The sequence below is a fragment of the Bacillus sp. EB106-04-02-XG92 genome, assembly GCF_058791995.1.
This window is the reverse complement of record NZ_JBYTEA010000003.1, coordinates 23,458-40,770: the sequence shown is the minus strand read 5'-3', so window position 1 is coordinate 40,770 and position 17,313 is coordinate 23,458. Positions and strand designations below refer to the sequence as shown.

Genomic DNA, 17,313 nt, shown 5'->3' with positions numbered 1-17,313 from the left:
TACCATTTACGAACTCAAAAAATCCCCTCAAAGCGTTCGCTCTAAGGGGATTTCTCCTATCATCTTCTCTCTTCATACAACCGATTTGCTTTATACGAGCAAATGAAAAACATACATGTCGCAACGGGGATAAACGTCCAAAACAATCCTCTCATTAATGCGAATGGTGTTTCAAATAAGAATGACCATAGAAATGCTGCACCTTGCTTATCCCATAGTCCTGGCGTCAAATATAGTTCTTTCGGATTTACAAGTGCCCCTAAATGAATCGTGTCATTAAACATAAATAGGAATAATATCGGCAAATAACAGATTGCTAATTCTAAAAATGTTTTAGATAGACGCTTATACTTCCCCGCTCGTGACATTGGATCTGAAAAAATGTCATCTTCACTTTCCTCATTTACCTTTTTAAAATAGTACGTACCTGACCAACGATTACCGGCTATATGCTCCCAACCACTATCTTCAAATAACGTGCAGTAATTAATAAATTCACTTTTTCTACTAAATACTCTATGGTCTATCCTAATCGTCGCATCTTCCGGCTCTGTATATCTAAATGTATAACCAAATGTAGTGCTTTCCAGTTGATAGCCCTTCCAAGCCATCTCTTCTAACCATTTTTCCTCTTTCTCAAAGTCTAAAAAGAATTTCAATCTCCACATCATCGTTTCCCCCTAACTATACGTGTAATAAACTCTTTGTAACCTCAATAATGTGCTGCATTCTCATAAAGTCTAAGTGCAATACTTCTTTCCCGCGTTCCGTAATGACATACACTTTTCTTCGTTTATCTTCACTTTTTACCGATTCAATTAACCCTTGTTTTAATAAATTTTCAACCGCACCATACAATGTACCCGCTGCAATTTTCACTTGATGATTACTCAGTTCCTCCACCTTTTGCATAATTAAATATCCATGAGCTGGCTCTAATAACGCTAAAAGAACGTAATACGTTGTTTCCGTTAATGGTAAATTTTTATCTCTATTCATAAAGACCTCCAATGTAACGATAATTGTATAGCTAAACTATATAGTTAAACTGTATAGTTTGATTTTATACAGTTAGACTGTATATGTCAAATTAAGTTAAAAAAAAGCAACCTAGATCCAACATGGGATCTAGGTTGCTTTTTACATAAACGTAATCGTCACTAAAGAATATCCTTCTTTCGCATTATACGGCTCAGCTTTATAAGAAACACGGTTTGCCCCTTGCGGATAACCGATTTCTCCAATTACTTTTTTCACATCTTGCAATGCACCATCCATTGATTGTTTATAAAGGATTTCAATCTTTGGTAACTTTTCTTTATAACGTTGCTGCATTTTATTTTTGAATTCATTATAGTTATTTGCGATGTATTCATTTCCTAAATAATTTAACTTTGTATCTTTTAGAATTTGCTGATATGCAGGAGTTTTCGTACCACCTGCCGCAATTTTATTTGTTAATGTACTATAATAATTTGTTGTAGCTTGCGGATAGTCCCCGCGGTTCCACTCATGATTTCTTGCGATTTGCTCATCAGATAAGTTGAAATAAGAATACGTTACGCGGCCCTGTTCATCTGGCACCGGATCATCAAATGTTGTATCAAGGTGATACCATTTGTTTTCGATTTTCACTAAGTTCCAAGCGTGAGGCTGACCGTCTCCAGTTCCTACTACAAAATGATTCTCAACTCCCGCTTCTTTTAATAATTGATAGGTTAATAGTGCATAACCTTGGCAAACTGCAGAACGATTTACGAGTGCTTCATATGCTGTGTAAGCTTTATAAGACGTATCATAAGAAACGTGTTTTACGACATAATCATGAATCGCCTTCACTTTTTCGTGATCATCCATTCCAACTTGCGTAATAGAAGAAACGATTGCCTTCGCTTGCTTCATTACATATTCCGTTTGTTCTTTCGTTTCACGATATGTAATCTTTAACGTAAATGTATAATTTCCAGGCGATCCAGAAAGTCCATATGAAACATTCGATCTATTAAAATTCGTATACTCATTTTTACTTGCAACTTCTTTATAGGCGTTAAAAAGAGTATCCATCACTTCTTTTGTATTACTATTTGTCGTTTTGTACGGAAGTGTAATATTCGTTTCGTACGCATTAATACGCTTTTGCACTTCATCTTTAAATGCTGCTAATAATGCCGCATCCCCTGTATCCCGCACCGCAACTTCTGGCTTTTTATACTTCAAAGTATTATATAAAAACTGTGCATACTGTTCACGTGTTACCGTTTTAGATGGCTCAAATTTTCCTTCGCCTGTACCAGAAGCAATTCCAGTTGATTGCACCGCACTAATTGCATTTTCACCCCAAAAACCATTTGGAACATCGTTAAATGTATGCTTTTGTTTCGCCGAAAGATGGAAAGCGTTTGTTAAAATTTGCGCCATTTCTGCACGACTCACAGGAGCTTTCGGTCTAAAATTCCCTTTCTCATCACCTGTAAATACCCCTGCATTCGTTAACATTAAAATTTCCTCAGGGAACATCGTAGAGTTCTGATTAATATCACCATAAGGATTATTAAACTTAGATCCATCTTTTAATATGTAAAGGGTATTATTATTACTAAATGCTCCACCTTGTCTATTCGGCAACATTACACGATACACTAAAGCTGCAACTTGCTCCCTCGTCGCAACATCTCCAAAACCAAATATCCCATTTCCATAACCTGAAATAATATTTTTACTCGCTAAATCTTTAATTGCCGGATACGACCAATGTGATGTAGGCACATCAGAAAAAATACCCGTCTCAGCAGCCTTCACATCACTACCATTTGTATACAGTAAAGCACCACCAATAAGTGATAATGATGTAATTGATTTTAATAGTTTTGTGTACATAATTCCTTCTCCCAATTCGTTCTCTATTTATGTTATTTTTTGTCGAAAAATCTAAAAGAATATGACAAAACATATTATACTATTAATTTTTTTTGAAGGATATATTAAGTTTTGAAATATGCAAAAACTCATATTATTATATTTTTCCGTATTAATATTATGTTGTATTTATAAATATGTATAGGTAGTAACTCTTTATAACTCCCCTTATGGTAATCAGTGCTGTTGGCTATTCAATAAAAGAATACCGACTATCATAATCTAATTTATAAAAAATGAATTCCTTCGAATAAAACTCAACATTTTGTCCATAATGTTGATAGGCTGTATGCCAACATTCATTTAGTTTTCTCTGTATCTCCTTGTATTGAGCAGCTAGCTATAGCTAGCTGCTCTTTTACATGTAACCTTGTTAGAAAAGTTTTCATATAATGTAGTCATTCCTTTCTTATTAAGTGAAACTTTAATCAGTGGTGGGGGATTCATCCCCCACCTAACTTCTTTGCTTCCGCTGAATGTTGAGGTGGGGGTCTTACTACCCGCAAACAGCGGGATAAATTAAACTCGTCACTTGGATTATATCCAATAACATTTTCAGGAATCATCCATATTCTATTTCTAAAAAATTGCTTTGTTTCACTGAAAAGTAATTGTGGAAACAACCGCCTTTTTATTTATGGCAAAATAAGATTTTTATTAAGTCTCATTACAAAGTATGTTATTACTGGTACACACTGGTATAATAAATACAGATCAAACATTGAAAGGAAATATGACAATGAAAAGATATTTTAACTTCATTTCACTTTTCTTAACTGTACTTGTAATTATTAATCTTACAAATATACATACGAAGTACCAATTCTTTATAGGTGCATCTATAGCACTATGTTTAACTATTCTTTCTACAAATGAAATTATAAAATTCCTTGCTACTAGTAGCTTGTTAGTTTACGGATTTGCCGCTTTTACTTTTTTAAGTATTGCTTGCTAACTTTCAATTTCACCTTATATTAAAATAGCGTTTTTATTTTATTTAATTTAATTTCATTACAATAATATAGAGGCACATATGATTTTTTCTTTGTTTATGGGTTCTTACGTAATAGTAAGAACCCTTTTTTATCGAGAATCAGTTCAGTTTAAAAACTAAAAATAAAAGAACCTCAATAAATGAGGTTCAAAAAATCTACTATTTTAAATTGCCTTCATAAAAAGCAACTCCATTTTGAACATGTTTTAAATACCATGTAATCGTCCCGCCACAAACCTTTTCATTAAAACTATTAGCATATACTCCATTTGAGTAATAAAGAGTTCTTTTGAATTTACCATTAGAATACTCATAAGGAATTGAGCATGTTGCTTGCTTCGGAGAGCTCACAGCTTTTTGCGTATCAGCTGAAGCTGCCCCAATTCCTCCTGTTAATGCAATACCAGTTGCCAATAGCCCTACTACTAATTTCTTGAACATAATAAATCCCCCTTTAATAGTTTTTATAGCTTACAACTTAAATGTATCACTTTTGTATTTTATGTAAATATCTTGAATATGTAGAAATATTTATTTAACTTTTGGTAATATTGGAATTTTATTTTATCAAATGGAAAATAAAGGGTAAGTCAAAAAGTATGTAAAAATGCATAATAAATCAATCAGATATTATGCTATACTCACAAAGAACTGATACAAAATTTCTTTAGATTGGAAAACTAAAGTCTTATCTACCTAAAAGGAAGGCGCCTAATGGCGTCTTTTCTTTATTTTCAAAAGGACCTGCTTTATTTACTCTTTAAAACATAAAGTAAAGTGAACCCGTTAAAATCAATGGAATGAACCCTAGTTTTACCCTCTTATCTAAAGGAGGCACTATTGTTATGGGATATGGTGGTAGTTGCGGCGAAGGCTGCGGTTTCGCTGGAGGATTTGCTCTATTAGTTGTACTATTTATTCTATTAATCATTATCGGATGCAGTTGTTTCTGCTAAAAAACTATTAGAAAAGGTACCTATATATTAGGTACCTTTTCTTTATGTTCCCTATTCATTATTGGGTTCCAAACTTTTATAACAATCGAATATTTTTCGCATTTGCCATTCCCCAATTATGAATCGATTTAAGACATAAACTTTTAACGAAAAGAATTCGGGAGCATTTTGTCCCGCAAAGAAAGACCTTTTATTTTAATTAAAAGGTCTTTCTTTAAATATATTTATTAAGATTTATATTTTTTGACTGTACAAGGAATAGTTACAATGTATAAATCTATAGCATAGATTGTAACCCAAATCCCTTTACCTTCAGCCGCTAGCTTTTCATTTAATTGTGATAAATGCTCTGAGACTTTTCTTTTCCCCCATTTTCTAGGAAACCATTGAAAAACCTTAGGAACATTATATTTCTTGTTATACCATACATTCAATCTCCAAAAAATTAAGAAAAACGAGACAATCACTACAATACAAAAAATATCAAAATATGAAATTCCTAAAATCATATAATATATTCTCCACTTCCATTAAAGCTCAAATAATTTTTTCTTATATAAAATCAGGGAAAGGATAGCAATCTCCCACCCTCACAATATACAGTTATATATAGCTTATCACACAATTCTATTAGAGGAAATATCATCGGAATCCCCTCAAATTATATCTATCTAAAAACAAAATATAGACTTTATTCACTTTTACGATATATTTATACCTTAAGTTTGGTAAATATTTTTCAAGCCATTTTTTTGATGTAGATGCCATTATTCTCAATACAATAGAAGCAATTATCGGAATATATAGAAGTAAGAAGATCCCCTTCCGCTTAAGCTAGAGGGGATCTTCTTACTCCTATTTCAAACTACTCAAAATATCCGCAAAGATTACTTTAACAAAAGTTTTCACTAGAACCTTATCTATTATTTAACTGACTCTACTTGTTTCTCTAATTCTCTTCCAAGGAATGTAGCAAGTTCAAGCATACCAAATTGATTCGCTACAGACTCTGCGTCAGAATTATAGTTTGTGTTTGTATTAATATCATACGTATAAATTGTTCCATCCGCACTGCGAATAAATTCAATACCCGCAACGGTAATTTCATTTTCTTTCAAAAACTCTTTGTATTGTTCAATAATTGGCTCTCGGAAGTCTGATATAATTTCAAATTTTGTTGGCGCTTCTGTCTTACTCTCTTCTCCTACTGGGCAGAAAGCGTCTTGAATCGAGCATGCATCTGCTGGACAAAGTTCAAACCCTTCTGATGTATCTACTTTAACTGCATATACAAACTGACCGCCTACAAACTCACAACGTGTAATATATGGTTCTGGCGCTTCAATATATTGCTGGATTAAAGTAATTCCATCAATGGGTTCTTCAAACGCCGGACCATCCAAATAATGTTCTAAAGCATCAATAGAATGAAAGAGTTGAACACCAAGGCCTTTCCCTGCACGGTTATGCTTTGTAATGAACGGTACTTCCCCTAACTCCCTCGCTGCTTTTACTATATGATCACGGCCAACAGCACCAATTGTTTTCGGCACTTGTATCCCAAATTTTCTTAATGCTGCATATTGATTCAATTTACTTACTTCCAGGCGTAATGCACGAGACCCGTTAAATACTGTTCTTCCATATCCTTCTAGCCAAGAAAGAACCCCTTCAGTCAATTCAGGTGCATATCGATGCCCTCTCGTATGTGAAGAAGCACTCATGCGGCTATAAAAAACACCTTTTGGAGGTTCTTGTTCTAATGAAAGTGTTCCTTCATTTAAAAGCCATTCCTCACACGGTAAATCCAGTTCCTCCAGCCTTTTCACTAAATGATTCGTCCATTCCTTATTCTCATGTAATATGTAAATTTTACTCATTTGTAATCAATTCCTTTCTTTTTGCTTCAACTAATGGCATCACTTTTTCAGAAAATCGTTTCATCTCTTCAAGCTGTGGCGAAAATTGCAAAAGTAATAACGTAACACCTACTTTTTCAAAAGCAAGTATCCTTTCTGCAATTTGTTCTGGTGTTCCGATTAAATTAGGACGTAACCCGCGATTCGATACGGAATAATCATTGAGCTTCACTTGCTGTTCCAACTGGGATTTACTCACAAAATCTTGGTAACCCGCGTAACCTAACGCATCATCTTTCACATCCGTTATACGTCTCCATTCTTCTAACGCCTCTTCTTCTGTATCACGACAAATGACGTAAGCCGCCAGCCCGAATGACTGCAATGGCTCCTCTGTCACTTTCTTTCTACGATTCTTCATATCTTCTATTTTCACAGCTACTTCTTCCACTGTTCCCCCGTGCATTACATATGCATCCGCGTGATTTACAATGACCTCTTTTCCTCGCTCACTCTCACCACCTGCATAAAGCTTAATGCCTTGTTTCTGCACAGGTTTCGGACTTAAATGTGTATGCTGAAGCTCATAAAAGTTCCCTTTATAAGAAAACTCGTCTTTTTTCCAAAGCTCTTTCAAAATTGTTACAAATTCCTCTGTGCGATCATACCTTTCATCATGTGCGGTAAATACTCCGCCGTACTGTCTCGCTTCTTCTTCCCACCATGCTGAAACTACATTTAATGTAAAACGACCATTACTTAATTGATCGATATTAGCCGCCATTTTCGCTGTAACTGCTGGATTATGAAAGCCAGGTCTGACAGCTGTCATAATCTCTAATTTATCCGTCACTGCTGCAAGTGCTGCTGCAGTTGTCCACGCCTCTAAACTTGGTGCTGAAACGCCTTTTATATCATTTAAATTTAATTCCGCAATAAGAGTTGTTGAAAAACCTAGTTTTTCTGCCGCTTGCGCTGTTTCTTTTGCATACTCAAACGTAGGTTGCATAGATTCATCATCTACATTTCGAAGCCATCCCCCAAAAATCGGCAACCAAAAACCATACTCCACTACCTATTCCCCCTTTAACTTTTAGCCATAAAAAAAGCTACTCTTATCGAAATAAGAGTAGCTTTCTTGACTAAGTGAACCGCTCTTATCTTTCAGGTGTTTTTTCACCTGCAGGATTTGGCACCTTTCGTCTAAAACGAGGTTGCCGAAGTTTCATAGGGCCCGTCCCTCCACTTCTCAACATAAGAATTGTTTGATTTCCATTTATTATAATCATCAGAATAATAAAAATCAATCTTTTAATACTTATTTTTCCGATATACATTAAATGATATATGAAAAATCATATTTTTATAGAGATTTATAAGGGGATTATGTTGTTTTACTTGCAGATATATAAAGGGGATGTTGTATCATTTCGAAAACATCATTTATAACCAAGTTGCTTTCAGAATAATAGACACGAAATTTCATGTTACATGCAAATAAACAAGGAACCTATTAGTCGGTTCCTTGTTTATTTGGCTAAAGCAGACTTATTTGGAGAAGCCAAATAAAAGTTAAATCAACTCCTATTTAACATCCCCCTTCAGATATATGACAGTAAAGAATACATCATCACGTTGTCAGCAAGTAAAAGTGTATTCTGCATTTCTGAAAACAGTAGATGGCAGATTGTGACCTGCTGAATCTGCTAAGAAAGAATATACAAGCACATCCTTAACATCATCTTTATTTCCACTAATGATGACATCAAGAAAATCTTCTATTTGGAATTCTGGCGTAAACAACACAATCTTAGTTGTTCTGTTTGGTTCTAAAGAAACAAAAGTACGAGAGATTTCAACTAATTCATTTTGAGTTGGGAAAGAAGTGTTTGGACTTCTCTTAACAGTTACCGTTACATTACTAGTATGGCAGCGTGAATCATTGTTTAACATAATGTTGAGAGCAGTTGGAATAATCCCATTTTCAGAAACTGGAACTCGAAACACCCCAGTAGATTTATGAGCCATATAATCACATCCTTTCAAAATAACATATATTTACAATATATTAGATGCAAGAAACGTTCATTTTGATAGGGACAAATTACATGATTAATATATCTATAATAACCCTTGGTATTACTAAGCCAATATTTTAAAAGATTAACAAATATCGCGAGAACCAATCGAATGTATATGAAAAGTAAAAAGAATAAGGTGTCTAAAAGATCACCTATTTCGAGCCAATAATGAGACATTATGTTAATCTTATATGTATAGTTGCACAAAATTGAGAAACTTAAGGAGACAGATCAATTTTATGAGAAAATTATTCATATTACTTACTTTCATTCTAGTATTAGTCAGTATTACGGCTGCTTGCACACAAGATAAAAAAGATAGTGCCGTTGAAAATGTTCCATTAGAAGAACCAACCGCAAAAAATGAAAATGAAGAATTAATAAATTTTGAAGAAAAAGAAGATATGAGCCGCTTGGAACAAGGTATTTTATTAGTTGGTGAGAGTGTTAAGGGAGGCTATTACTTGAGCGCCGTTAAAAGTGCCTATTTAAATGATAGCAACGATTCCGTCGTTGTTAATGTCTCTGTAAAAAATGTACGAGGTCAAACGATTGGACTATCAGAATTAAAATATAACTTAAAAGATGAAAAAGACGGAAAAACTTATGAAGGAAAGGTGCTTGACCAAACCCCTTCTGATATACAAGTTAAACCAAATGAAACGGTAGAATTAAAAATAGCTTTTGAAGTACCAAGTACCGCAGATGAATATATGTTTTATATTGAAAGCTCTTTAGATCCTCTAGGAGCACACTGGAAAATCGATAAGCTGCAATCACAAAAAAACTAAGTCTCAAATAAGCAAAAAGCAATGAAAAAATTTGATATAGATACAAATGAATAATATATAAACATAAAACCATCGATTTAATGAATCGTTGGTTTTTTTCAAAAAATGCTCCATTAAAAACTAGGAGACAAAAAAACTAATCCCTAAAAGAGATTAGTTCAATATATCCAGAGTTATTATTATAGTACATATTTTTATGAGCAAACGTTATATAATGTTGTGTGGGACACATAACCTGTCATCCCTTTATAAGTAACTTTTAACCACTGTTTAGAATTACTATAATGCCCTTGAACATACTCACCTGTTACCCATGTGCCAGTAATTTTCTGACCACTAGTAAATGTATGCAAGACAGGTGATCCCACAGTGTAACCACTGCGCATCTTTGCACCATATGTACCTACCGTACCTCCCTTTGCACAAGCTGCTACTACTGTTTCATTTTCAGTAGTATTCGTAGCCGCGAAAGCAGAGCCGTTAAATGTAAACAAAGTAAAGATAAAAGCTGTTAATAAAGTAAAAATAGATAAGCGACGTAACAAAATAAATTCCCCCTTTTTTTATAATTTATTTCTTCACAAATGATTATCTTAAATATTCTAAATATTTTCAATATATTAATGTTGAGAAATATTAGTTGTATTTTTGAAATAAAATTTTATCAAAAATATTAACAAACTCATATTTTACAGAGAGCCCGAAAGTAGTCTTCTACCAACTATATAAAAGCCCCTCCACCTTAAGGCAAAGGGACTTTCTCATTCCTATTTCAAACTACCCGAAATCTCCGTAAAGATAACTCCAAGCGCATATGCACCTGCATCTGGATAGCCTAAGCTTCTTTCGCCAACTGTACCGGCGCGGCCCATGCGAGCTACGATTTCTTTCGTATACTCTGCTCCTTTAACCGCTGCTTCCGCTCCTTTGTCAAAGGCAGTTTTCATATCTTCTTCGCTTGAAGCGCTAGCTAACCAAGAGTCTACACATGGAGCAAGTGCGTCAACAAGTGTTTTATCACCAACTACTGCTCCTCTACCGAATGATCTTTCACCGATAGATTGTATACCTTGCAGAGCCGCTTGCAACATTTCAGCGAATTCTTTCACTGTTAACTCACGCTTCTCGCCTGCTGCTTTACTAGCTGCGCGGAATGCACCGCCCCAAATTGGACCAGATGCACCGCCGCAATGTTCCATAATAATCATCGAGCAACCGTCAAGGAATGATCCGATCGTTACGTTCTCTTGATCTACAATAGAATGCCACTCACGTTTTAATTGCTTAAATCCTTTTGCCACACTCATTCCGAAGTCGCCGTCACCAGCGTGCGTGTCTAACTCACAGAACGGTACTTCGTTTTTAATAATAATATCGCTCATTTTATCAACGAGATAGATCATGTTGTTTAATGTGATGACATTATTTTTAATAACAGCGTGCTCTTCTGCTGTTTCTAGTTCAAATGAAACTTCCTTCTCTTCTGTCTCTTCAAGAACATTTACGTACTCTACACTTTCAACTGGTCCATCTACTTTAAACGCTGGTGTGTTACATTCTTTCGATAGTAATGTTTTTAGCTCATCATCTAATTTCATTACTGTTAAAGACATACCAGCCATATCGATACTCGTCATATAGTTACCAACGAATACTCTATTAATTTTAATGTTTCTAGCAGCTAATTCTCGCGTCACTGCGTTGTTAAATAAGTAAAGTTCTTGCAGTGGTGTTCCGCCAAAACCGTTAACTAGAAGCGCAATTTCTTCGCCGTCTTTTACTCCTAAATCTTTTACAAGATCGTTTGTCATACGGTTCGCTAGTTCATCTGCTGACAACATTTTTTCACGTTTAATTCCTGGTTCACCGTGAATACCTACGCCGTATTCCATTTCATCTTCCGCAAGTGTGAAAGTAGGTGATCCGCTCGCTGGAACTGTACAAGACGTTAACGCTAAACCGATTGTACGCACGTTAGCCGCTGCTTTTTCAGAGGCGGCTTTCACCGCTCCCAAATCCATACCTGCTTCCGCTGCTGCACCAGCAATTTTATGAACTAAAATAACGCCCGCAACGCCGCGGCGTCCTACCGTATACAAGCTATCTTCTACCGCAATATCATCGTCCACTTTTACGTAGTCAACTTCAATTCCATCTTCCGTCGCTAAATGAGCACCGTTTTTGAAATTCATAATATCGCCGCTGTAATTTTTAATAATTAATAACGTACCTTTTTTACTAGCTGTCTCTTTAATTGCTTGATACACCTGAATTTGTGAAGGCGAAGCAAACACATCTCCGCACACTGCCGCATCTAACATTCCTTTTCCGACTAGTCCTGCATGCGCTGGCTCATGACCACTACCGCCGCCACTAATTAATGTTACTTTATTTTCGTTCATTTCTTTCTTCTTAATGACTTTATATTTTTTCAAAAGCTCAAGCTCTGGGTGCGCCATCACCATTCCGTTGCACATTTCCATTACTAATGTTTCTGGTTTGTTTATAATCTTTTTCATTGTGCTTCTCCCTCAATTCCTTTAATATATTGTGATATATTTGAAATCTTCTTCTTACTATCCATGTTAAAATGAAAGCGTTTTATAGTAAACGGACAAAATGGACAATCTGTCTAAAGACACCGCTCTCATTTATGGGTAGGATTTTCATATTACTAACATTCTAGGGATGATTCACATGACCTCTTCTATAATTTCTAAAAAGATAATCGCGAATTCATTGAAGTATTTAATGGAAACAGAGTCGTTTCATAAAATATCAGTGAGCGATATTATGTTACACTGTCAAATGCGTAGGCAAACTTTTTATTATCATTTTAAAGATAAATTTGAACTATTAAGCTGGATTTATAGAGAAGAAACAAAAGAGAATATTATCGACTTTCTCGACTATGAAACGTGGGAAAACATTTTTGATTTATTATTTGATTACTTTTATGAAAATCAAAAATTTTACCGAAATGCTTTCAAAGTCATTGAGCAAAACTCGTTTAATCACTATTTATTTGAGCATACGAAAAACTTATATATGAAAATTATTGATGAACTATCTGTGAGCTGCGGATTCAGCCTTTCTGATGAGACAAAAAATACGATTGCCTCCTTTTATAGTCACGGCTTCGTTGGAACGATAAAAGATTGGATTGAAAGCAAATGCGAAGTAGATCCGTCCATTATGTCTTCTCTCATGAAAAATATGATAAACAATCAATTACTACTATTACTGGAGCAATCTGCAAAGTAATTAAAGGGTGGAAAAAGCAATGAAAAAGATTATGAATGATGTACAACATATCGTTCAAGATATGATGCATGGCTTTTATTTTGAACATAACGACAAAATAAATTACGACGAAACAAATAACATCATTTATGTAAAAGATATCGAAAAACTGAAGCAAAACGTTGTCATCATAAGCGGCGGTGGTAGCGGACACGAACCTGCTGATATCGGTTATGTAGGAAAAGGTATGCTTGCGGCGGCAGTAAACGGAAGCATCTTCACTCCTCCAACAGTGGAACAAATTATTGCAGTAACTCGCCTCATGCCAAAGGATAAAAGTATTTTATTCATCATTAAAAACTTTAAAGATGATGTAGCAAACTTCTTAGAGGCAGAACAAATAGCAAAAGAAGAAGGAAGAAAAATTGACCACATCATCGTAAATGACGACGTTTCAATTGAAGATGATGCTTCGTTTAATAAAAGAAGACGCGGCGTCGCTGGTACTGTTTTCGTTCAAAAAATAATTGGTGCGGCCGCTCTTGAAGGTCACTCTTTAGAAGAACTAACAGTACTTGGGCAAGCTGTCATTAAAAACTTACACACATTAGGAGTCGCCCTTTCACCTGCAAACGATCCAGTGAAAGGAAAAGCTTCATTCACATTAAACGAAGATGAAGTCTTTTATGGCGTTGGCATTCACGGAGAAAAAGGTTACCGTAAAGAAGCACTATCCTCCTCTGAAATATTAGCGATTGAATTAATGAACAAACTAAAAAGCATTTACCGCTGGAGAAAAGGAGACAACTTTGCGATCCTCATTAATGGATTAGGTGCGACACCATTAATGGAACAATACATTTTTGCAAATGACATTCGCCGTTTATGTGAGCTGGAAGGCTTACAAGTTACATTCGTAAAAGTTGGTACGCTACTAACTTCTTTAGATATGAAAGGTGTTTCGCTTAGTTTGCTTAAAGTAGAGGATTTGGATTGGGTGAAGTGGTTGAAGGAAAATACGGAAACTGCTAGTTGGTAATACAATTAAAGTATAGGTTGTTTCTTGAAATAAATTTTTAAATAACTCAAAATAACAAGCAAAAAGTCCCTTCAAAGTTAAAGGGACTTTTTAGTATATAGAAATTAGCCTAAACCTAAGATTACATCTCTTGAAAGGGGGCATTTTTATGTTATTCAGGTTTATTGAGGAGCTTTTGTTTGAAGCAACTTTAACCCCATACCAATAAAAATCAGTCCTGTTATCTTATTTAGAACCATTCCTACCTTTTGGTTTCCTCTTAATTTTTTTGTAACATATGAAGAGAAATAAGCAACAAATAAACACCATAATAGTCCAGTTACTGTAAAAGTAAGTCCTAAAATGATAAAAGGCATAGGACCTGAAGCCTTTGTATCTATAAATTGCGGAAGAAACGCAATAAAGAATAAAGAGACTTTTGGATTCGTCAGACTTGTTAAAAGGCCTTGTACATATATCTTTCTAATGTTCAATTTATTGGATGAGGCCTGGAAAGCTACATTTGTCTTATCAAGTATCATTTTAATCCCTAAATATACAAGATAGATAACACCTATAACCTTAATAGTGTTAAATAGCACAATGGATTTTGTAAGTATAATAGATAAACCAAAAGCAACCAATAACGTATGAACTAAAGAACCAGTAATAATACCAAAAACAGAATACACACCTGCTTTTCTACCTTGTGAAATACTTCTCCCCACAATATACATGGTGTCTGCACCAGGAATTAAATTCAATAAAATTCCTGTTAGTAAAAACACTTCATAATTAATAATACCGTACATTCTAGCACCTCTATCTATTTTTTTGGTGCCCTTATTGATATTAAATTAAACAGACGAAAAAAGAAAGTATTTTCTATTTATTCAATAAAATTAGTGGATTTTTGATTTACAACCAATAAAGCTGGATAATAAATTAACATCGCACCTACAAATGAACATAATAAACAAAAAACAGCTTCGTATTTTATAACTAAAGAAGAGTTGGTATCAAGCTTTTTTTCCGCTCTTTTCAATATCAATTTAAATAACGCTGTATATAATACTTTATATAAGACATACCCAATAATCGCCCCGAGGGTATTCGTAAATAAATCATCAATATCTGTAATTCTATTATTTAATAATTGATTTAACTCAATTGCCAATGAAAAAAAGAATCCGGCGCATACGGTGTTTTTCATTTTTCTAAACTGCGGCCAAATAGTCGGTAATAAAAAACCTAATGGCATAAACAGTACAATATTCAAAAGATACGTCGTACTACCTGCCGTATCAAATAGAGTCAAATTAATTTGATTTACACGAATCCACGTTTCATATCTACTTATATCCCATACAGTCGCGATTTGCGTCACTTTATACACTAACGAAAGATAGAACAGAAAAACATACACCCATAAAAAATGCCGAATAGATATATTGTTTTTCGCTTTAAAATAAAATCCAATTTGAAATACAATACAAAACATAATTGTAAAAAAATAAGTATACAAATAACTCATTAAAACTTCTGTATGCATGTGGAATCCCCTAACTTTACATTTTCATCTATTATTTTAGAACATAGTTTAAGAACCGGTACTTTGTTCATATATTTAATCTTCTACTTTGTCTTCGGATATCGGGAGTATATTAAAAATAAAAAATCCCCACTCCTTCATTTTCAGTCTCCTCCTTGATGTAACTTGTTTATAGGATAGGAAAAACTTTTAAAATAAAAAGTGGGGTAAATATAAAATTTTTCTTAAATCTTATGTTGGGTTTAATTATTACTACCCCTCTTAATAATCCGCTATCAGACAGAAATATCCAAATGGAATTACACATCTTAATTCCATTTCAAGTAATGAACTAGGTTATTTTTTATGTTTTTCTATTTCTTTAACCCATACTAAAATTAAATTTTTTAGTTCATCGGTTTCGATGTTGCAAGAGATGTTTTCATCTTCTATATAACGATGGGTAATGTTTGTGAAGTCATTACGTATTTCTAAATCACAACTATTTCCACATAATTTTAGAGAATCAATTTCATCGCTCAATACTTTATTTATACGAGATAACCAAAAAACACCATCACTATTTTGAATATCATTTTCTAAAAACTCTCCTACTAACGATATATTCTCAGGAAGTTTAATCATCAAAAGATTAAAAGGTCCTTGAAAAAATTCATATGTGTATTTCATACATTAAAAATCATCCTCTCAATAGCTAACATAATGAAAAGGCTGAAATACTACGATTCCTTGAATCAATGAACATCATAATTTCCATACCATGTTCGTCTGGTTCTTCTGTAATCGAGCGTATTTTTCCCTTAGATGGCATACTTTCATGATAAAATCCACCAGCTGCTCCTCTTTGATTCACGTTTCCATGAAATATATGTTCAACAGAACCATTGTTTTTATAAATAGAATTAGGATGAGACTTAAATTTATCGAAGAATAAAAAAGTATCTTTTGCTTCATTAAAAGTATTGTAATCCCAGGGCTTTAGATTAAATCCATTGGTATCAGCAAGAGCTAATTGATTTTTGGGCATTAGAATATCATTCAACATGTCAACGCTTTGCTTATACTTATCGAAATTTATTGCGTTTTTAATACCTTGTATAAAGTTTACACTCTCACTAAGTGTTAAAGTTTTACCTACCCTTGAAAATTTACCGATTTTTGGAATTTCACCTACACCTTTTGTTTCTATAAATAAATCGGTAATTGCTAATTTAACTTGCATCTCTACATTTCCAACCCATTTAGCTCTGCTATTCCAATCTCCATTTACAACATCGTGATTCCACGAATCAGAAATAGCGTGTTCTACAACAGTAAATGTTTCATCGATATGAGAAAGAGCATACACAGCACTCTCAAGACTATCTATTGGGTGTAAGATTGTATTTAATATTCCTATTAAAGAAGGGCTGTTTTCAATGCTTCCTCAAGCATTGTATTGAAATCATTATATATTTTCATCACTGTGCCAGATGGTTTATCAAGTTCTAAGTAAGTACCGTTAGATAAGTTTTTACAAAACCAAGCAATACTTGAATCTCCAAAGAAAAGATACTCTTTTTGAAATTCATTTTCATACCAAATTTCATTCGTTTCTATAAAGCCGCAAATTTGTTCATTTTTTTCTGTTTCTAGTAAAAAAAATCAACTCCATAAATAACTAGTCCACCAAAATCTAAACCGTTTACGTTTTTAAGAAACTCCTCAAATTCAATCGGTAAATCAACATTAAATTTCTCTTTCACGTGTTCTCTTAATCTATGAACTTCAGTATCTTTTGCTGGTTTATTCAAATTAAAGTTAACACTTTTCAGTATATCTCCAATTTCTAAAACTAGATTTTTCCACATATAAAACCTCTTTCTAAGTGTATTGTTGCAATTTGGATGGTATTAAAAGCTGC

Annotated in this window: 18 protein-coding genes, 2 pseudogenes and 1 riboswitch; of the genes and pseudogenes, 5 read left to right on the top strand and 15 right to left on the bottom strand. The window is 34.0% G+C overall.

Annotated elements, in window-relative coordinates; genetic code table 11:
• Nucleotides 1-59: 59 nt before the first annotated feature.
• From AC3WVA_RS09065 to AC3WVA_RS09055, 3 genes are all read right to left on the bottom strand, one after another.
• Nucleotides 60-671: a DUF2812 domain-containing protein gene (locus AC3WVA_RS09065; RefSeq protein WP_048526506.1), complete on the bottom strand. Its 612-nt coding sequence runs from the start codon at nt 669-671 to the stop codon at nt 60-62.
• 13 nt (nt 672-684) lie between these two features.
• Nucleotides 685-999 (bottom strand): PadR family transcriptional regulator, encoded by a 315-nt coding sequence (locus tag AC3WVA_RS09060; RefSeq protein ID WP_001078066.1) that lies wholly within the window; start codon nt 997-999, stop codon nt 685-687.
• Nucleotides 1,000-1,140: 141 nt separating this feature from the next.
• The gene (locus AC3WVA_RS09055; RefSeq protein WP_098346309.1) at nt 1,141-2,877 is read right to left on the bottom strand and encodes an S-layer homology domain-containing protein; all 1,737 of its coding nucleotides are present in this window, start codon (nt 2,875-2,877) and stop codon (nt 1,141-1,143) included.
• 778 nt (nt 2,878-3,655) lie between these two features.
• Here AC3WVA_RS09055 and AC3WVA_RS09050 point away from each other — a divergent pair.
• A complete protein-coding gene (locus tag AC3WVA_RS09050; protein WP_240678717.1) occupies nt 3,656-3,871 on the top strand; it encodes a hypothetical protein in 216 nt (71 codons plus the stop codon).
• Nucleotides 3,872-4,069: 198 nt separating this feature from the next.
• Here the strand turns inward: AC3WVA_RS09050 and AC3WVA_RS09045 are convergent, their stop codons facing one another.
• Nucleotides 4,070-4,351, bottom strand: a complete 282-nt coding sequence (locus AC3WVA_RS09045; RefSeq protein WP_098346311.1) for an LCI fold-containing protein — start codon at nt 4,349-4,351, stop codon at nt 4,070-4,072.
• Between the two features lie 404 nt (nt 4,352-4,755).
• Here AC3WVA_RS09045 and AC3WVA_RS09040 point away from each other — a divergent pair, with 404 nt between their 5' ends.
• On the top strand, nt 4,756-4,866 hold the full coding sequence (locus AC3WVA_RS09040) for a YjcZ family sporulation protein (protein WP_000540371.1): 111 nt from the start codon (nt 4,756-4,758) through the stop codon (nt 4,864-4,866).
• Between the two features lie 227 nt (nt 4,867-5,093).
• Here AC3WVA_RS09040 and AC3WVA_RS09035 read toward each other — a convergent pair whose 3' ends face one another.
• The 4 genes from AC3WVA_RS09035 to AC3WVA_RS09020 all read right to left on the bottom strand — a co-directional run bounded on the left by AC3WVA_RS09035 (nt 5,094) and on the right by AC3WVA_RS09020 (nt 8,753).
• A complete protein-coding gene (locus tag AC3WVA_RS09035; RefSeq protein WP_098346312.1) occupies nt 5,094-5,375 on the bottom strand; it encodes a hypothetical protein in 282 nt (93 codons plus the stop codon).
• A gap of 414 nt (nt 5,376-5,789) precedes the next feature.
• On the bottom strand, nt 5,790-6,746 hold the full coding sequence (locus AC3WVA_RS09030) for an ATP-grasp domain-containing protein (protein ID WP_098881319.1): 957 nt from the start codon (nt 6,744-6,746) through the stop codon (nt 5,790-5,792).
• Entirely contained in the window at nt 6,739-7,797 is a 1,059-nt protein-coding gene (locus AC3WVA_RS09025) for an LLM class flavin-dependent oxidoreductase (RefSeq protein ID WP_098881320.1), read from the bottom strand. Before AC3WVA_RS09025 ends, AC3WVA_RS09030 begins: the two co-directional genes overlap by 8 nt.
• Nucleotides 7,798-7,879: 82 nt before the next feature.
• A riboswitch (SAM riboswitch) is annotated at nt 7,880-7,986 on the bottom strand.
• Nucleotides 7,987-8,363: 377 nt separating this feature from the next.
• Complete coding sequence (locus tag AC3WVA_RS09020) at nt 8,364-8,753, bottom strand: hypothetical protein (RefSeq protein WP_098346314.1); 390 nt, start codon at nt 8,751-8,753, stop codon at nt 8,364-8,366.
• Nucleotides 8,754-9,045: 292 nt separating this feature from the next.
• On the opposite strand from AC3WVA_RS09020, the gene AC3WVA_RS09015 reads away from it, so the two are divergent.
• Nucleotides 9,046-9,597, top strand: a complete 552-nt coding sequence (locus tag AC3WVA_RS09015; RefSeq protein WP_098881321.1) for a DUF4352 domain-containing protein — start codon at nt 9,046-9,048, stop codon at nt 9,595-9,597.
• A gap of 194 nt (nt 9,598-9,791) precedes the next feature.
• Here AC3WVA_RS09015 and AC3WVA_RS09010 read toward each other — a convergent pair whose 3' ends face one another.
• Both AC3WVA_RS09010 and dhaK read right to left on the bottom strand, forming a co-directional pair.
• The gene (locus tag AC3WVA_RS09010) at nt 9,792-10,142 is read right to left on the bottom strand and encodes an SH3 domain-containing protein (RefSeq protein WP_048526497.1); all 351 of its coding nucleotides are present in this window, start codon (nt 10,140-10,142) and stop codon (nt 9,792-9,794) included.
• A gap of 222 nt (nt 10,143-10,364) precedes the next feature.
• Nucleotides 10,365-12,116, bottom strand: coding sequence for a dihydroxyacetone kinase subunit DhaK (gene dhaK / locus AC3WVA_RS09005; protein WP_098881322.1), 1,752 nt, complete (start codon nt 12,114-12,116; stop codon nt 10,365-10,367).
• A 178-nt stretch (nt 12,117-12,294) separates the two neighbouring features.
• Between dhaK and dhaS the strand changes: the two genes are divergently transcribed.
• Together dhaS and dhaQ are read left to right on the top strand one after the other, a co-directional pair.
• Nucleotides 12,295-12,861: a dihydroxyacetone kinase transcriptional activator DhaS gene (gene dhaS, locus AC3WVA_RS09000; RefSeq protein ID WP_000204220.1), complete on the top strand. Its 567-nt coding sequence runs from the start codon at nt 12,295-12,297 to the stop codon at nt 12,859-12,861.
• Nucleotides 12,862-12,880: 19 nt separating this feature from the next.
• Nucleotides 12,881-13,879, top strand: a complete 999-nt coding sequence (dhaQ, locus tag AC3WVA_RS08995) for a DhaKLM operon coactivator DhaQ (protein WP_098881323.1) — start codon at nt 12,881-12,883, stop codon at nt 13,877-13,879.
• Nucleotides 13,880-14,040: 161 nt separating this feature from the next.
• On the opposite strand, the gene AC3WVA_RS08990 is transcribed toward dhaQ, so the two are convergent.
• From AC3WVA_RS08990 to AC3WVA_RS08970, 5 genes and pseudogenes are all read right to left on the bottom strand, one after another.
• Nucleotides 14,041-14,670: a LysE family translocator gene (locus tag AC3WVA_RS08990; RefSeq protein WP_098881324.1), complete on the bottom strand. Its 630-nt coding sequence runs from the start codon at nt 14,668-14,670 to the stop codon at nt 14,041-14,043.
• A gap of 77 nt (nt 14,671-14,747) precedes the next feature.
• Complete coding sequence (locus AC3WVA_RS08985) at nt 14,748-15,410, bottom strand: VanZ family protein (RefSeq protein ID WP_098881325.1); 663 nt, start codon at nt 15,408-15,410, stop codon at nt 14,748-14,750.
• 336 nt (nt 15,411-15,746) lie between these two features.
• A complete protein-coding gene (locus AC3WVA_RS08980) occupies nt 15,747-16,079 on the bottom strand; it encodes a hypothetical protein (RefSeq protein WP_098881326.1) in 333 nt (110 codons plus the stop codon).
• A 265-nt stretch (nt 16,080-16,344) separates the two neighbouring features.
• Nucleotides 16,345-16,812, bottom strand: a pseudogene (locus AC3WVA_RS08975) (hypothetical protein); the annotation flags it as partial.
• Nucleotides 16,809-17,260: pseudogene (locus AC3WVA_RS08970) on the bottom strand (YrhA family protein). The pseudogenes AC3WVA_RS08975 and AC3WVA_RS08970, both read right to left, overlap by 4 nt.
• Nucleotides 17,261-17,313 lie beyond the last annotated feature (53 nt).